The 16,884-nt window shown below is 57.7% G+C and carries 16 protein-coding genes; 5 read left to right on the forward strand and 11 right to left on the reverse strand.

All coding sequences use genetic code 11. The features are described from left to right. Window positions 1–113: 113 nt before the first annotated feature. Together VNZ60_RS07330 and VNZ60_RS07335 are read left to right on the forward strand one after the other, a co-directional pair. Window positions 114–1,406 carry an MASE1 domain-containing protein gene (locus VNZ60_RS07330; RefSeq protein ID WP_325657764.1) on the forward strand — a complete coding sequence of 431 codons (1,293 nt, stop codon included), beginning with the start codon at window positions 114–116 and terminating at the stop codon, window positions 1,404–1,406. Continuing rightward, window positions 1,403–2,203 (forward strand): alpha/beta hydrolase, encoded by an 801-nt coding sequence (locus VNZ60_RS07335; protein WP_325657765.1) that lies wholly within the window; start codon window positions 1,403–1,405, stop codon window positions 2,201–2,203. The genes VNZ60_RS07330 and VNZ60_RS07335 overlap by 4 nt, the downstream gene beginning before the upstream one ends. A gap of 45 nt (window positions 2,204–2,248) precedes the next feature. Here the strand turns inward: VNZ60_RS07335 and VNZ60_RS07340 are convergent, their stop codons facing one another. After that, on the reverse strand, window positions 2,249–4,606 hold the full coding sequence (locus tag VNZ60_RS07340) for a patatin-like phospholipase family protein (protein ID WP_325657766.1): 2,358 nt from the start codon (window positions 4,604–4,606) through the stop codon (window positions 2,249–2,251). Window positions 4,607–4,824: 218 nt separating this feature from the next. Between VNZ60_RS07340 and VNZ60_RS07345 the strand changes: the two genes are divergently transcribed. Next, entirely contained in the window at window positions 4,825–5,961 is a 1,137-nt protein-coding gene (locus VNZ60_RS07345) for a metallophosphoesterase (protein WP_325657767.1), read from the forward strand. Between the two features lie 51 nt (window positions 5,962–6,012). On the opposite strand, the gene arfB is transcribed toward VNZ60_RS07345, so the two are convergent. Together arfB and VNZ60_RS07355 are read right to left on the reverse strand one after the other, a co-directional pair. Next, on the reverse strand, window positions 6,013–6,450 hold the full coding sequence (gene arfB / locus VNZ60_RS07350) for an alternative ribosome rescue aminoacyl-tRNA hydrolase ArfB (RefSeq protein ID WP_325657768.1): 438 nt from the start codon (window positions 6,448–6,450) through the stop codon (window positions 6,013–6,015). 43 nt (window positions 6,451–6,493) lie between these two features. Next, complete coding sequence (locus VNZ60_RS07355) at window positions 6,494–7,207, reverse strand: glutathione S-transferase family protein (protein ID WP_325657769.1); 714 nt, start codon at window positions 7,205–7,207, stop codon at window positions 6,494–6,496. A gap of 267 nt (window positions 7,208–7,474) precedes the next feature. Between VNZ60_RS07355 and VNZ60_RS07360 the strand changes: the two genes are divergently transcribed. Next, the gene (locus tag VNZ60_RS07360; RefSeq protein WP_325657770.1) at window positions 7,475–8,077 is read left to right on the forward strand and encodes a YceI family protein; all 603 of its coding nucleotides are present in this window, start codon (window positions 7,475–7,477) and stop codon (window positions 8,075–8,077) included. 79 nt (window positions 8,078–8,156) lie between these two features. Here the strand turns inward: VNZ60_RS07360 and VNZ60_RS07365 are convergent, their stop codons facing one another. Next, window positions 8,157–9,317, reverse strand: a complete 1,161-nt coding sequence (locus VNZ60_RS07365; protein WP_325657771.1) for a C45 family peptidase — start codon at window positions 9,315–9,317, stop codon at window positions 8,157–8,159. A gap of 197 nt (window positions 9,318–9,514) precedes the next feature. Here VNZ60_RS07365 and VNZ60_RS07370 point away from each other — a divergent pair, with 197 nt between their 5' ends. Beyond that, window positions 9,515–10,399 carry a GntR family transcriptional regulator gene (locus tag VNZ60_RS07370; protein WP_325657772.1) on the forward strand — a complete coding sequence of 295 codons (885 nt, stop codon included), beginning with the start codon at window positions 9,515–9,517 and terminating at the stop codon, window positions 10,397–10,399. Window positions 10,400–10,561: 162 nt separating this feature from the next. On the opposite strand, the gene VNZ60_RS07375 is transcribed toward VNZ60_RS07370, so the two are convergent. The 7 genes from VNZ60_RS07375 to VNZ60_RS07405 form a co-directional block, all read right to left on the reverse strand. After that, complete coding sequence (locus tag VNZ60_RS07375) at window positions 10,562–10,885, reverse strand: chaperone modulator CbpM (protein WP_325657773.1); 324 nt, start codon at window positions 10,883–10,885, stop codon at window positions 10,562–10,564. Window positions 10,886–10,895: 10 nt separating this feature from the next. Beyond that, window positions 10,896–11,828, reverse strand: a complete 933-nt coding sequence (locus VNZ60_RS07380; RefSeq protein ID WP_325657774.1) for a DnaJ C-terminal domain-containing protein — start codon at window positions 11,826–11,828, stop codon at window positions 10,896–10,898. Window position 11,829: 1 nt separating this feature from the next. Then, on the reverse strand, window positions 11,830–12,381 hold the full coding sequence (locus VNZ60_RS07385) for an NADPH-dependent FMN reductase (RefSeq protein ID WP_325657775.1): 552 nt from the start codon (window positions 12,379–12,381) through the stop codon (window positions 11,830–11,832). A 58-nt stretch (window positions 12,382–12,439) separates the two neighbouring features. Further along, a complete protein-coding gene (locus VNZ60_RS07390) occupies window positions 12,440–12,856 on the reverse strand; it encodes an OsmC family protein (protein ID WP_325657776.1) in 417 nt (138 codons plus the stop codon). Window positions 12,857–13,025: 169 nt separating this feature from the next. Next, window positions 13,026–13,346: an Hpt domain-containing protein gene (locus VNZ60_RS07395; protein ID WP_325657777.1), complete on the reverse strand. Its 321-nt coding sequence runs from the start codon at window positions 13,344–13,346 to the stop codon at window positions 13,026–13,028. Between the two features lie 297 nt (window positions 13,347–13,643). After that, window positions 13,644–14,789 carry a class I SAM-dependent methyltransferase gene (locus tag VNZ60_RS07400; protein ID WP_325657778.1) on the reverse strand — a complete coding sequence of 382 codons (1,146 nt, stop codon included), beginning with the start codon at window positions 14,787–14,789 and terminating at the stop codon, window positions 13,644–13,646. Between the two features lie 252 nt (window positions 14,790–15,041). Next, window positions 15,042–16,874 (reverse strand): methyl-accepting chemotaxis protein, encoded by a 1,833-nt coding sequence (locus tag VNZ60_RS07405; protein WP_325657779.1) that lies wholly within the window; start codon window positions 16,872–16,874, stop codon window positions 15,042–15,044. Window positions 16,875–16,884 lie beyond the last annotated feature (10 nt).

Below are 16,884 nucleotides of genomic sequence, written 5' to 3' on the forward strand. Positions count from 1 at the left end.
GACCGACCTTGCCGGCAGACAAATCCTTTCCAGATTCACCATATAATGAGCGGCTTCTTGCCCGCCGCATTTTTCCAGTCGACCGGGGCGTCAACGCCATAAGGATATTCATAGTGAAACTGACCAACCGATCTGTCATAGCATTGCTGTGGGGCTTGCTCTATCTGGTCACCGGCTACATGTCGCATCAGCTCAACGGCCCGATAGCGGCGACAGGTTATATCTGGCTGCCCGCCGGCGTCACGGTGGCGGCCTTCATGCTGACCAAGACCGCACGCTGGCTACCATTGATCATCGGTTTCGTGCTGGCGCAACTGCTGCTGGGCTGGATCGAAGATCGCAATTTGTTTCGTGTCACGTTGTTTGCTCTTGACGAGATCGGCGTCGCGGCGATTGTGGTGGCGTTGGTGCGGATGACGCAATTGCCGATGGAAGGTTTGCATTTCGTGCGCGGCCTGCTGATCGCCGGCGTCGCATGCAGCGCGATCAGCGCCGCAATCGGTGCCGCCTGGTACTTGCTGGTGCAACAGGTGCCATTCTGGCCGACAGCCCGTATCTGGGCCGCATCGGACCTGGTCGGCATCCTGATCGTCACACCAGTGCTGGCGGGCTGGTCGCGCTTCCACGCCATGCGCTCGGGCGGCATGGGCCGCAGCGACTTTCTGATGGGGCTGGCGGCGTTCTTCGCCCTGGGAGTGACTGCTTATGTGATTTTCGACGGCCACGGCATCGGCAATTTTTCTGCCGGCGTCAATTTTGCACTGACCTACATACCGCTGTTTTTCGCCGCGATCGTGACCCTGCTGTGGGGCGGCCGCGGCGGTTCACTGGCGGTTGCCATGCTGGCCTTCTTTGCCCTGCTGAACACAGTGCAAGGTGATGGGCCGTTTGCCGCCTTTGCCGATACCCATTCCAAACATTCCCTGCTGGAAGCGCAGCTCTATCTTGCGGTTGCCGCCCTGCTTTGCCTGTTGATTAGCGCCCTTAAAACCACCCGCGAGCAATTGCACGAAGACGCGGCACAGTGGAAAAGCGATGTCGAGCTGGCCTTGTGCGTCAGCCGGCAACTGGTCTACAACATCGACCCGGATAGCAAAAAACTGTGCTGGAACGGCGACCTGCAAGGATTGCTAGGCGTAAGCAGCAGCGCATTCAGCGATCTCGACCAGGTTCTGGCGCACGTCCATCCTGACGACCGCCAGCAATTACGCAAGCGCTGGCTGGACGACACCGATGACGACGCCCGGTCCGACCTGGATTTCCGCCTGCTGCTGCCGGCCGGAAAAACCAGCCATGTGACCGACATGAGCGCAGTGCTGCTCGACAGCGACGAATCGGTCGCCATGGTAGCCGGCGCCTGGCGGCTCAACCTCAAGGAGGATGCGCGGCAACGGGGCCGGGCATGACTGTTCGTACCGGCGCCCTGCTGATTCATGGCCTGGGCGGTACTCAATTCGATCTTGGCTCGATGCACAAAGTGTTGCAACGTGCCGGCGTGGAAACCCACGCCGTTACCCTGCCCGGCCACGGCGGCCAGCCTGAGGATCTGATCAGCGTAAGCTACGAAGACTGGCTCGACGCCATCACCGCCAGCTACCGTGAACTGGCGCCGCAATACGATACTTTCCATGTCTTGGGCATGTGCCTGGGCTCGCTGCTGGCGCTGGCCCTATGCGAACGGGTGCAGCACAGCAAGGGCAAACTGGTGACTTTGGCGCCGCCGGTCTTTATCGATGGCTGGTCGACGCCCTGGTATCGCCAGCTGCGGCATCTGGTGTATTGGATCCCCGGCATGGCGAGCCGGATGAAAGTGGAAGAAGACGAGCCGTTCGGCATCAAGAATGCGACGGTGCGCGCTATCGTCAAGGCCAAGTTCGCACGCGGTGACAATTTCCACTACCGCTGGGTGCCGCTGGCCTGCATACGGCAGGTCGACCGCCTGCGCCAGAAAGTGCTGGCCGGCGCCCATAGAATTTCTTGCCCGACCTTGGTGGTGCACGCACGCGAAGACGAACTGACCAGTATGAAATCCGCCGAATTCCTGCAAGCGGCTTTGCCTGATACGCAGCTGGTGGTGCTGGAAAACAGCTATCACATGATTTGCGTCGACAATGACCGGGAGCAGGTGGTTAACAGCGTGCTGGAATTTTTCGGTCACCCGCCGCTGCCGCCACGGCGGGTGCGTGGCGCTGACAAGGCTTGAGGTTCGCCGTCCGCATCAACTTATTAAGCGCCTTAGATAGGCGCCTTAGAACACCCGCCCCAATTGCAAATACACATTCCAGACGCCACGCGGAGCCAGCGCCAGGCCAAAATACAGAGGTCCAAGGAAGCTGCTGCCGCCCAAAAACACACTGGCGCTTTTCTTTAACGGGCCAGAACCAAAAGCGGTGCGCGTCTGCCAGACGTCGCCGGCTTCCAGGCTGGTGCCCAGCACCGTACTGCGCAGCCCGGGCAAATTCAGTTCCGGCATGTCGCGCAGATAGGTCAAGCGGCTATACAGCAGGTAGTTACCGGTAAACTGGTCGGGGGCGTAAGCCGATAAATGCTGGAATCCACCCAGGGTAAATCCGAGCCCGCCATTGCCGGCAGCATCATTCGATTCGTTGCCATAGGTGCCCGCCGCTTCCAGCGCCAGGTTAAGTGTATTGCCGCCGCGGCTGGCTGCCCACAGCGCCTTGCCTTGAGCGTCGCTGTAGCTGTTATTCGCGCCGCCGAAAGCAACGTTGCTGATAGCGGAAAGATAGTAGCCTTTGCGCGGAAACAGCGGGTCGTCAAGCTGATCCACGGTGAGCTGAGTACGGACCACCGGTTGTTTTGTCCGAACTGTGTCAAACGTCAGATCGGGGAAAAAATCAGTAATTATGTTTGGAAAATTATAGATAGGCTTGGCCACCTGCCACTGGTAGTAGACCCCCGCTCGAAATTCGCCGAGTCGTCCGATCGGCATGCCCAGATCGACCCCCACCTTGGTGGTCTCGAGCCGATACGCGGTTAGCGGAACGGTGGAAGAATTCGCATCGTTATCTGTGTAGATATCAAAATGCCGGCGCCCGTATTCGGCATAAGGCGCCACATACAAACCTACGGTATTCCATATCGGCTGCCGCAATTCGGTATGCAAGCTAGCTTGCTTGCTGCCCAGCACGATGTCGTTGCGCCACTCCAAGCCACTTTGCGTAAGCCATGGCAAGCGATGGCCGATTTGCAAATTGAAATCGCCGCGGCCGTCGAAATTGTTCGACATGCCGAGGCCGAACAACAGGAAATGCGGCCCCCAGGATTTTTCATCGGCCTCCACTTTCAATACATTGCGGCCGTTCTCGCTCACCAGCTCCTGCGTCACGCTCTTGAAATCACCGTTGGTCGACAAGCTCGCCACTTCCTTATTGAGCGCGACCGGGTTGTACAAATCTCCTTCACTCACGTTCAATGCGCGCCGCACCACTGCTGCCGGCACGCGTCCATTACTGTGGATTTCAATCGCATCGATGTGGGTATCCTGCGCCAGCACCGGGCCGCCGCTGCGTGCTGCAAGATACGCCTTCCATTCCTGCGGCTGCAGCGCCAGCGCCGCCAGTTTGGCGCGCTGGCGCTGAGCGGCGTCGTAACCGGCCTTGACGCCGTCCTTGCCGCGCGAGAAATCGGAAAACGACAGATCGCCCAGATCCGGCTCTATCAGCACATCGTCTTGCTTGAGCGAATCGATCTGCTGCCGGACATTTTGGCGAATCAGAATCGTCACCATCTGCTGCGCCACCGAGGTCGGCGAATCGAGGGTGGATGGGTCTTCCAGATCGGTGGCGATATTGACCGCGATGATGATGTCAGCACCCATGCTGCGCGCCAGCGATACCGGCAAGTTGCGCACCAGGCCGCCGTCCACCAGGGTGCGGCCATCCAGCTTGAGCGGTGCGAACAGTCCCGGCACCGCCATGCTGGCGCGAATCGCACGTGGCAGCGAGCCTTGGCTTAGTATCACTTCGGCGCCGCTGCCGAGATCGGTCGCCACTGCGCGGAAAGGCGTCGGCAGCTTGTCGAAAGAAATATTCGCCGGCAGCTGCGGCGTCCAGTTCTGCAATAAGGTCAGCAGATTATTACCCTGCACCAGGCCGGCCGGTAGTTTCAGCTTGCCGTCGCCGTAACCGGCTGCCAAGCCGATCGGATATTGGAAATCGTCCTCGCGCTGTGATTGCGGCAATTCTGCCCGCTCATTGCGGTCAAAGGCGATATCGCTCAGATTGGTCTCGGTCAGGATACGATCCAGCTCTTCCACCGACAAGCCGCTCGCATATAAACCGCCGACCACCGCCCCCATGCTGGTTGCCGCCACATAATCGATAGGAATGTGCATTTGTTCCAGCGCTTGCAGCACACCCAGATGGGCGTAGCCGCGCGCGCCGCCGCCGGACAGCACGAGGCCGATGCGCGGCCGGGCCGGGGTTATGGTTTTTGCGTCAACAACGGCATCAGTTGCACCAGCGGCTCTTTCCGGCGCGGCCAACGCCGGGCTCGCATGCGCCAGACTCAACAGCAGGCACCCCAGATAGATACATAAACTGTGGAACAGACGGGAAATTACATTATTTCGCTTCGAAAGAGGCATAACTAGCGGGAAAGCACCTGATATTGGGATGATTGACTGGGTTATTAAGCAAGGAACTGCCAGATTATATTTGAATAAGCCAAAGTTTCCCCAATACATCCCGTGCCATTGCAAACAGCTGGCTATTGAAGCCGACATCCGCGCCCTAATATGGTTAAAACGCACAGCCGTCAGATGGCCTCGTTGCGCCCCAATTCATTTTTCTCACAGGTTCCCCCATGCCCTCGCGTTTTGCCATTCTGGTTGTACTATTTTTGCTGGGCCTGTTGCATGCTCTGATCGGCATGCTCTTGATACCGGTGCTAGCGCCCATCCCGCTCTTGCCAGCTTTGCTGGGCTGCTGGCTGTTGCTGTCGTTTCTGCTGATTCCAGCGGGTCTGTTAGCCCGCGCCATCCAGAGCCAGCCCTTGTCGGATCGCCTGGCATGGGCCGGCATGCTGGCGATGGGGATCTTTTCATCGCTGCTGCTGGCAACCTTGTTACGCGAGCTATGCCTGTGGATGTTGCCTTGGTTTAAGCTGAACCATGATCAATTCTCGCTCTGGAGCGCGGTCGCAGTATTACTGCTGACCGTCGTCTCAAGCCTTATGGGTTATTTCAATGCGCGCCGCCTGGCGGCGGTAGTCGAGGTGGATATACCGATCAGCGGCTTGCCGGCTGCCTTGCATGGTTACACTATCGTGCAGATCAGCGACATTCATGTCGGCCCGACCATCAAACACAGTTATCTGGACGCGATCGTCAACAAGGTCAACACACTTGAGCCGGACTTGATCGCTGTCACAGGGGATCTGGTCGACGGCAGCGTGCAGGAACTGGCTGCGCACACTGCGCCACTGGCCAATTTGCGCTCCCGCCACGGCGCTTATTTCGTCACCGGCAACCACGAGTACTATTCGAACGCACCGGAATGGGTGACGGAGGTGCGCCGGCTTGGATTGACGGTGCTCATGAATCAGCATGTGATCATCAATCATCAGGGAGCGTCGCTGCTGGTGGCTGGCGTCACGGACTATAGCGCCCACCATTTTGACGAAGCCCAGCGCAGCGATCCGCATGCGGCGCTGGCCGGCGGTCCGCAGCATGTGGCGCTGAAATTGCTGCTGGCGCATCAACCGCGTTCGGCGGCAGCGGCAGCCGACGCCGGTTTCGACTTGCAACTATCCGGCCACACCCATGGCGGCCAGTTCTTCCCCTGGAATCTGTTTGTACCTTTGCAGCAGCCGTATACCGCTGGCTTGAACCGCTTGCGCAATTTATGGGTGTATACCAGCCGCGGCACCGGTTATTGGGGGCCGCCAAAACGCCTGTTCGCGCCATCCGAAATCACCCGCTTGCGTCTGGTGCTCGCTTAGACCAGGCTGGATGCAGCAGGCAAGATGCACTACGCCGGATCGATTGGATTTTCAGAGAACCACCTTGCCGCGCATGGCTTTGTCTTTGCCGCGGCGGGTCTTGCTGTCGACCCGCTTTAACTGCGCGCTGCGGCTGGGCGCGGTTGGCCGTCTTTTCTTGGGAATCACGGTCACGCTCAGCAATAATTCCTGCAAGCGCAACAGAGCTTCACTTTTGTTCTTTTCCTGGCTGCGCGATTGCTGCGCCTTAAGGATCAGCACGCCGTCTTTGGTAATCCGCTGGTCGTTCAGGGCCAGCAGTTTTTCCTTGTAAAACTCCGACAATGACGATGAACGGATGTCGAAACGCAGATGTATCGCCGATGAAACCTTGTTAACATTCTGGCCGCCCGGCCCTTGGGCGCGGACGGCGCTGATCTCAATCTCACTAAGCGGAATCGCGAGTGAAGCGGTGATGCGCAGCAGCTTGTCGTCGTTAGGCGGAAACATGGGCAATATTATGGCACCTGCGTGCAGGCCATGCGCTTGCGCCTCAGTTCGATGGCGCGCTACGCAAATCTTGCAGCAAGGTTCCCGCCGCCTTGGCTTCGGCTTCATGGCCAGGTTCACGCCATGACTCCGCCAAAGCGTCGGTCTGCCATTGCTGCATCGCCGGTAGACCGAGCAAACGCGTTGCATAGGCTTGCGCTGCAGGACTCAGCTTGAGGCCGTAGGTCTGCACCCGGAAAGCCACCGGCGCGAAGAACGCATCGACCGCGCTGAAGTTTGCACCCGCCAGGAAAGGCCCGCCAAAACGTTGCAAGCCTTCGGTCCACAACTCGTCCAGGCGCGCAATATCGCGCTGGAGTGCATCGGACAACTGTTCAAGCCGCACTCGGATACCACAATTCATCGTGCAGTTTTCGCGCAAGGCGCCAAAGCCGGAATGCATCTCGGCGGCGGCGCAACGGGCCCAGGCTCTGGCTTGCGGATCGCTCGGCCAGACGCCTTCATGGCGCTCGGCCAGATATTCGACAATCCCCAACGAATCCCACAAGGAAGTACCGTCATGTATCAGCGCCGGCACCTTGCCGGTCGGAGAAAAACTGCGGAACGCATCCCAGTTGGAGCCTGCTGCCCCATCCGTAAACGGCACAATATGCTCGTTGAACGCCAATCCAAGTTCACGCATCAGCACCCATGGCCGCAAAGACCAGGAGGAATAATTTTTGTTGGCGATATACAGCTCATACATGGTGACAGGCACTCCGTTTCGAGGTGTTATGGTTAAACGTCAAGGTCAAACAAAATAAGTGATCTGGATAGAACCGGCAAGTTTTCAAATGTGCATCGCTTTGCAGCGATGGTATTTTATATGTTTCCGGATAAGAATATCCATGAAGCTGTGGCGTTGCCATATCGGCTGAGGCATGATGACTATGGCAGTCGATAATTTATCCATCACGATTTATCCATCACGATCAAGCCACTCAACGTAAAATCAGCTGCGACCATGCAAATCACAGGAAAACCAATGAGTTTTTTGCCACCTGCCCTGTTCGGTTCATCGCTGTTGCTGCTGGCGCTCGGCAGCAGCGTCTGCAATGCGGCTGATCGTTATCTGATTGACCCAGAACATACTTTTTCGTATTTCGAGTACAACCATTGGGGTTTATCGACGCAACGCAGCCGCTTTGACCGCACTACTGGTTCGATTGACATTGACCAGACCAGCCATAGCGGCAGCATAGACATCGAGATCGATGCAGCGTCGATCAGCACCGGTACCGACAGCTTCAACCAGATCTTGCGCTCCGGTAGTTTTTTCGACACCGCAAACTATCCAAAGATCAGCTTCAAATCCTCCAATCTGCATTTTGAAGAACAGCAGTTGACGCAAGTCGACGGCGAGCTGACGATCAAGGGAATCACGCATCCGGTAAAGCTGGAAATCCACAATTTCAACTGCCGCTTCATGCCGGTATACGGCAAGCAAGTCTGCGGCGCCAACGGCTCCGCCAATATTTTACGCAGCGATTACAAGCTTGGGCGTTATGTCCCTTTCGTCAGCGATGCAGTAACCTTGCGCATCGACGTCGAGGCCATCAAAGAATATAACGTGGCGGTGCCGAACTGAGCCAGGCGGCGGCGATATTCATTTGTCGTTTTTGTTAAAGCGAAGCTGAGCTGAGGCAGCCCGAGTCAGCTGCAATCGGTTACAGGCGGTACTCGACGAAAGCGCGCGATTGATAAGGTTTGCGCGCTATCCACATGGTGTGGCTGGCAGCATCGATCAGAGTCGTCGCGACAGTCGCGTATTGGGCGTCGACGCCGTCCGCTTCAGGCTTACGCAATACGCCCCCAGCGTTGAGAAAATCATCCGCCAGCACGTTTTTTACCGTTGCCCAACTGATTTTTCCGGAACCATGGCCGATGGCTTGCAGCATTGCGGTCTCTACCCGTCGCTGGCGATAAAGAGAATCGGGATTGACGGCCAGCCCCAGTTCACGCAGCTTGGTGCGCGCTACCGGGCATAACCAGTGATTGGCGTGCACCAGAAAACCGTGCTGCGGCGCCAGCCAGAAAATTTCGTCAGGCGCACACTCAAGATTGACCGCGTCGCCCACCGATTTGCCGTCGCCACTGACACCGGCTTGCGCCAGCATCAGGTTATTGGAACAGAAACGCCGCGTGCGCCACAGTATGCGCATGGCCGTATTCATATTCGGCGCTTCCAGCATCTTGCGCCGCACCAGCACCAGGGGAACATCGGCCAGCTGGCGGTAGTCGCGATCGGAATTCAGGAAATTGCCGGTCAGGGATACGCCGGCGCCGTTGAAGCCATGCCGCGCCAGGCTGCCGGCTTCGGTAAACATGAGCACATCCGGTTCGCGCGCATTACCGCCGCGCCGGATTCGCAAGACGATGCCGGTGTCGAGGCATTCTTCGCGCCAGTCCCAGTTATGGGCGTGCATCAGGCGGCCGCTTTCTGCGTTTTCCGGCAATACCACCAGATTGGTGCAGCCATCATCCAGCGCCTTGCACACCGTTGATAACTCACCATGACCAAACATCATTTCGGTACGACAATTGATGAGGATCACATCCTCCAGCGGCACGTCGGCGCCCTGGGCTATGCCTTGCATTTCTTCCAGGTAGTCGGGGTCGAAACGTTCGATGGCCGGCCGCATGCCCAGCGCCAGTGCGTTGAGACGTTCGGTAGAAACTTCTTGCCGCGCCAGTTGCTGGCGATACAGGCGAGCGCTGCGCATGATGCGCTCCGGCACCGCCAAGCCATGTTGCTGTCCGCGCCGATACGGCGAGCCGCAAACATCCACCTCAGGGAAAGATTCAATAGCCGCCGCAATATCGTTCATACAGGAAACACCTCCAAAATTGCTTAATAAACAATTAACAGGCATTTTGTATTATCAATTTAATAAAATCAATTCAATGTTACCTTTTCAGAATTTCCTTATCCGTTACTCCTAGTCGTCCTGCTTGCCCTGTAGTTTACTCATATGATATTAATCATTTAACATCATCCAAATGTAAACCTAACAGCGGCGTCAGAATGACAAAACCCAAAAAATCGAGCAATCCAAGCCCCTTGCAACGTGACTTGGCAAACCGGCTAATCCAGCAGATCACGACCGGAGAGTTAGCCGTCGGTGCGCATCTGACCGAAGAAGGTTTGGCGAGTCAGTTCGATGTCTCGCGGACCCCGGTCAAAGCGGCGTTGCGCTTATTGGCAGAACAGGAGTTGCTGGATTACCACGTGAATAGCGGTTATTTCGTCAGCCCCAACGCCAACTCCGAGAAAGCCGCAGAGATGGTGGTCGGCGGCGTCAGCAGCGACACCCTGTATCAACGGCTGATCGACGACCGTACTCACAATCGATTGCCCGACACCATGACCGAAACCGATTTCCTGGAGCGCTATTCGGTGCCGCGCAGTTTATTAAGAGGGACGCTGGTGCGGATGGCGGCAGACGGCCTGATTGAAAAACGTCGTGGCCAGGGCTGGAATTTTCCGCCGACCATAGGCACCCCTGAACTGATGACCGATAGCTATCAGTTTCGCATCATGGTGGAGTGCGGCGGATTGCTTGAAAGCGGTTTCAGAATTGATCCAGCCCAGTTGCAGAGCAGCCGCCTGGCGCATGAAAAACTATTGGAGCAGACACCGGCCGACTATTCAGCCACGGCGTTTTTCGCCCTCAATTCCGCATTCCACGAAATGCTGGCGCGCTTCTCCAACAATCGCTACGTGCTGCAGGCGATACAACAGCAAAACCAGCTCCGGCGCCTGGGCGAGCACATCGCGTTTCACCGCGCCCCACGCCAGATCGACTCATGCCAGGAGCATTTGCAAATCATCGAGGCGCTGGAAAGTAACAACACGGAATGGGCGGCCGCACTGATGCGGCATCACCTGAATACTGCTCGTGATGTCTGATGTGAATGCAATAGGCATCGGACGGCCTGTCAAACTCTGCAGGTCCGCCCATTTTTTCTATTATTTTTGCCTAACTCAGAATCAAAAACACCGCTGCACTAATTCCTGAAAAAAATCGAAACAGCACTGCTGCTTCATGGCTGCTTCATGGCTGCTTCATGGCTAATTCATGTGCGGCAGCTTAGCGTCCATAGCCGCCAATCGCGCTTCCAATGCGTGTATTTTCTCCAATAAATTGAGCGCCATCGCCACGCCATGTGTATCCAGTTCAAAATCGTCACGCAAACGGCGCGCGGTTCTTGCGAGCACAATCGTTTGCGCGCGAAACACATAGGCCGGCGCCGCGCTATGATCCGGCTCGATGGCGCCGATCGCTACCAGATCCGCCAGCTCGGCTTGGCTGAGCCCTGAAAATTCCGCCAGCTCATCCAGCGAACACAACTCGATGTCGTTTAACCAAACGGCTTCTACTAACAGAGCAGTCATTGGCGCTCTCCTAACTAAGATGCTGACGTGGATTGAATTTCGATTCCGCCGCGAGTTGCTCGAACAATTCACGCTCGCGCACCGTTGGCGCCGGCGGCACCTCTATCCTCACCACCGCATATAGGTTGCCCGATTCGCCACTGGCAGACGGCAGACCGCGCCTGGCAAGGCGGAATTGGCGATTGGCGGCGGTGCCGGCAGGAATGTTCAGCTCGACCTTGCCGCCCAAAGTCGGCACCAGCACGGCAGCACCCAATACCGCTTCCCACGGCGTCAGAGGCAGGTCGATATACAGGTCTTTCCCGCTCACCCGATACAGCGGGTGCGGGATCACTTTCATCACGACATACAAATCGCCATGCTTGCCGCCATCGTGTCCTTGCCCGCCTTTACCGGATAAACGCAATCTCTGTCCGTCTTCTGCGCCCTTAGGCACCCGCACCCGGTAAGTGCGCGGCACCCGGTGCAAGGCGCCGTGTTCATCGTACTCGGGCATGCTCAGGCGGACGTCGGTTTCGCCGCCGTCATAAATCTGCTCCAAAGTGATGGGCGCGTTGACTTCATAATCTTCGCCCCTGGCCGGACGCACTCGGGCGCCAGGTCCGCCGCCATGGCGCGATGCGGCGAAAGCCGCCAGGATATCGGCCATGTCGACATCGCCGAAGGCGGCGCCATCCGCCGCGAATCCTTGCTGCCAAGAGTGCGGTGGCTCCACGTTTTCACCCGCCTTGTGGCTGCCGAGCTGGTCGTAGGCGGCGCGCTTTTCGCCGTCTTTCAAGGTCGCATAGGCTTCGGCGATCTCTTTGAATTTTTCTTCCCCTGCCGGGTCTTTGGAAATATCAGGATGATATTTATGCGCCAGCTTGCGGTAGGCCTGCTTGATCTGGGCGGCGCTAGCCGAGCGCTCCACGCCTAATGCGCTGTAATAGTCTTTGAATTTCATTTCAGTTTTTTAAAAATTCGACAAAATTCCGGTTGAATTCCCTGAGTTGCTCACGTACCTGCTCGTCAACCAATTCTCCGTTCTCATTAAATACCTTAGTGGCGCGCGACACCATCAGACGCCCGCCGAACCAGGGTTGCATGCCTAGCGTGCGCAATACCGGCAACCATGCATTCTGCGACAGGATGGTGCCGAAACCTCCCGGCGAAGCGCCAATCAGCGCCACCCGGCGGCCACTAAAGATGCGCGCGCTATCGGCTGGCGGCCGCGACAACCAGTCGAGCGCGTTCTTGAACACACCCGGTATGGAATTATTGTATTCCGGCGTCACCAGCAGCAAGCCGTCGGCCACCGCTATCTGTTCCTTCAGCAGTGTCACGGCCGGCGGAATTCCCTCGGCTTGTTCGAGATCGCCGTCATACAAGGGAATCCCCTTGATGCTGCCGATTTCCAAGACCGCGCCAGCTGGCATCAAGCCGGTGGCGGCGCGTAACAATGCGGCATTCAGCGAACCGCTGCGCAAGCTGCCTGCTACTCCGACGATTTTGGTCATGCGCTTCTCCTTTGAACGGCTTATTGCGTAGCTTAATTGCTTGGCTTAGTTGCGTAAATTAACTGTGCGGATCGAGCCCGGCCTGGCCCTGACTCAAGGTAGTCAGAATTTCCGTGCCTTGCCTGATGGTCTTGGTCACCGGCGTCTTTTCACAAATCTCTGCCAATCTGGCTATCTGTTCCGGGCTGAGTTGCGCCCCAAAAGCGACTGTGCGGTCTATGCTTTCCCGCCCCTGCTCATCGCGCGCAAAGTGCAGCCGCACATCGATCAGGCCGAGATCCCATTGTTTGCGATCGGCATACATGCGTAAAGTGAGGGAGGTACAGGCGGCCAGTCCGGCCAGCAGTAATTCGTAGGGTGCAGGGCCGCTATCGGTGCCGCCGTTGCTAAGCGGCTCATCGGCCTGCAATTGGTGCGACCTGGCTTGAATTCGTTGGGCAAAGCCGGTGATGCTTTGTAAGTGTACAGACGCCATGCGCGCTCCTTATCAAAGTGGGGATTGCTAATCCACGGACGCCGGCAAGGCATGCGCGGATTCGATGTAGAGACTATAGCCGTTTTAGAAGATGGGGATAACAGGAATCTGCCGTGCGGTCGGTGCGAACCTGGGTCGCACCAGGCAAAATCTCCCTAGTACAGCAAGCTCAAAGCAGCTCAATCTGCTGGCGCAACGCGCCACACGCCGCGCTAAGCTGGGCATGATCAACCGCCAGTCCGGTATTCAGGACAGCTTCAATGTGCAGCGTGGCGTTGACGGTTGCCGGCACACGGAAAATCATGGCCGCCCCTTTCAGGCTATGCGCCGTTTGCTGTATGGCGCAGTAATCGCGGCGCTCAAGCGCCTGCTCGATGCTGGCCAGATCTTGTCTCGCGCTGGCCAGGAACAAATCGTCAAGACCTAGTTCGGCATCGTTCAAAGGCAATGGTGGATCTGGCTGAGGCTGGCTATGCTTGCTGTTGGTCATGTGGTCCAATTCCAGTTATCCCGAGATGTCGCCGTTATCGTCTGCACGCATTGCAGAACGCGCATGCAGGACACGCATTGCCGGACGAAAAGCGACCTTGCGTTCATCTTTTAAATCAGATGAATAGAGATAGCCTAGATATGGAAACTAATTGCCGCAATAGCAAACTTATATATTTCACAATCATTAACAATAGGTAATAACGAAACGCCGGTTACATCGAAGGAACCGGCGAATTTACAACAGATATTTCCATTCGGCAATTAAATTCAAAGCCTATTTAATCCAATCCCCCCGTTAACGCACCGCCAGCCGCCATAAAGAAGTCAGTTCAGCGGCACGCGCTGAATGCAGCGGATCGGTTTGATCGGATGCCTTGGGATGCTGCGGCCGGATATCGGTTTTCCCCAGCACTATCAAGCCTGCCGCCGCAATCGCCGCCAGCAGTTCGGCGCGCGAACGCAGGGCCAGATGCTCGGCCAGATCGGACAAGATCAGCCAGCCCTCGCCGCCAGGTTCCAGATGCTGCGCCAGGCCGCTCAGGAAACCACGCAACATACGGCTTTCGGGATCGTATACCGCATGCTCGATGGGCGAGCTGGGCCGCGCCGGGATCCAGGGCGGATTGCAGATTACCAGCGGCGCCCGGCCTTCGGGAAACAGATCAGCCTGCACCAGGGTTACCTGACCATCCAGATTCAGCCGCAGCAGATTTTCACGGGCGCAAGACAGCGCACGCGGGTCCATATCGGTGGCGACGATGCGCTGCACGCCGCGTTTAGCTAATACCGCCGCCAGCACGCCGGTCCCGGTGCCAATGTCAAACGCCAGTTTGGTGCTCGGTAACGGCGCTGCCGCCACCAAGCCGATATATTCGCCACGGACCGGCGAATACACGCCGTAGTGAGGATGGATGCGCTCGCCCAGGGCGGCAATCTCAACGCCCTTCTTGCGCCACTCATGCGCGCCGATCAGGCCCAGCAGTTCGCGCAGCGAAGCTACAAACGGTTCTGTCGACGCGCCATAGGCTTCATTGCAGGCGAGTTTCACATCGGGCGCGCGCCGCAACGGGATGCTGTAGTCGGCCTCGAACGGCAGCAACAGCATGCCCAGGGTGCGGGCTCGTTGCGATTGCGCCTGGCGATGCAGATTGAAGGCATCGGTCGGTGAAACCGGTTGCTTGCGCGGCTTGCCGCGCTTTTCAGTCTTCGGTTCGGCGCGCCGCGCCAGCGCCTGCAGCAACTGACGAGCATTCTGGAAATCGCCGCGCCACAGCATGCCGGTGCCTTCACAGGCCAGGCGATACGCGGTGTCAGCTGTCATCCTGTCATCGGCAATCACCACCCGCTTGGGTGCCGCATTACCGTTTTCCGAGCGCCAGCGCGCCGAGCGCGGCTGATCTTCCTCGATCCAATGGATCATCGGCTGTTCGCTTGCCGTCATAGGGCGCCCGCAAGACGGTCGGCCGAAGGCAATTCGACAGTGGGGAAATTCAAAAGCATGGATTGGTCTCGATCAGTGTGGTAGGTGGGAAGCAGATCATGGTGTTTTACTAAAACACCATCTGCGCTGCCCGTTTGCAATCGCGGCAAACGGGACATCTTCGATAGTTCCCAAGTATACCTCTTGAGCGCGGCAATAAGCCGTTTCTTTCATCCAGCCAGATTCAAGATCGTCTTCGCTTGAGGCGTGGCGTTAAAAAGTTTCCCAGTCGTTCGCGTCAGACGCCGCCAGTTTGACTGCTGGCGCCTTCGACAAAGCCGGCCCGGTTCTGGATGCTGTCGCCTTGCTGGAGCCAGCACCAGCGCCATTCCGAGCTTTGGCCGCATCGACAGTCTTCAGCAACGGTGGCGGCGCCCGTTTGACTAGCACCGGTTTGGCGCCAGGCGACGTTTGCGAGCGCTTGGCAACTGTCAGCGGCGTGCTGCTACGCTGCTGCTGGTCAGATCTGGATTTAGCAACAGATACAGCTGCCGTCTCAGCCACCTGGAACACCGCTACCGCATCCTGCAAGCGCTGCGCCTGCCCTTCCAGCGAACTGGCCGCAGCCGCCACCTGCTCTACCAGCGTGGCGTTCTGCTGCGTCACCTTATCCATTTGCGTCACCGCCTGGTTGACCTGTTCGATGCCGCTGCTTTGCTCTTCCGACGCCACCGTGACCTCCGCCATGATGTCAGTCACGCGCTTGACCGCCTGCACGATTTCATCCATGGTCTGGCCGGCGCGGGCCACCAGTTCAGAGCCGCCGTCAACCTTGCTGACCGAATCCCCGATCAATTCCTTGATTTCCTTGGCGGCCTGAGCGCTGCGCTGCGCCAGATTGCGCACCTCGGCCGCCACCACCGCAAAACCGCGTCCTTGCTCACCGGCGCGCGCCGCCTCCACCGCTGCATTCAACGCCAGGATATTGGTCTGGAACGCGATGCCGTCGATGACGCCGATAATGTCGGCGATGCGTTTGGAGCTATCGGTAATGCCTTGCATGGTATGCACCACCTGGCCCACCACCTCGCCACCCTTGGCTGCAATATTGGAAGCGCTCTGCGCCAGCTGGCCGGCCTGTCTGGCGTTATCGGCATTTTGCCGCACGGTTGCCGTCAGTTGCTCCATGCTGGCGGCAGTCTGTTCCAGCGAAGCCGCCTGTTGCTCGGTGCGCGCCGACAAATCGCTATTGCCGGCGGAAATTTCCTTGATCGATGCACCGATGTTTTGGCTGCCTTCACGAATTTCGGTGATGGCTGCCGCCAGTTGCTGCTGCATCTGCCGCATCGCATACAACAAGCTGCTCTGGTCGCGGCTATCGACTTGCACCGTCAAATCCAGTTCGCCTCCGGCGATTCTGGCGGCAATGGCGGCGGCATAACTGGGTTCCCCGCCCAGGCTGCGCGTCACGCTGCGAATGATCAGCAGCATGGTGGCCGATACGGTGGCGCCGATGACAAACATGATCAGCAGCTGCTTCAACAGATTGTCATAAAACGCGGCTTGCACATCATTCACAAACACGCCAGACACCAGGAACCAGTCCCACGGCGCAAAGTAATTGACGTGACTGATTTTTTCCCCGCGGACATCGGCGGTGCCGGGTAAGCGCCCCATGTAATGGACGATGCCCTGCTGTTGCTGCTTGCCGAGCTTGACCATTTCAGCGTAATACAACTTGCCCTCGGTGTCCTTGCGTTCACCGACGTTCTTGTTGACGATGTCCTTGCTGGTCGGGTGCATCAATACCACCGGCCGCGAATCGAAGACAAATACGTAGTTATCCTGCGCATAGCGCATGCTGCCGATGCGTTGCAAAGCCTGACTCTGGGCGTCCGCCAGGCTGAGCTTGCCGGCGGCGACGTCATCGGCATAGCCTTTAACGATGCCGGCCGCGGTCTCCACCACATTCTTCAGCCCCGCTTCGCGCTCGTGCATCATCGTATCGCGCGTATTCAAGGCCGACCAACCGGCCAGCAACAGCAAGCCTAGCCACATGACCGCCAGCACCAGCCACAACTTTGCTTTCAGACTCAGATTTTTCATACTTGCGCAC

The sequence above is a fragment of the Collimonas sp. genome (assembly GCF_035566375.1).
Lineage (GTDB): Bacteria > Pseudomonadota > Gammaproteobacteria > Burkholderiales > Burkholderiaceae_D > Collimonas.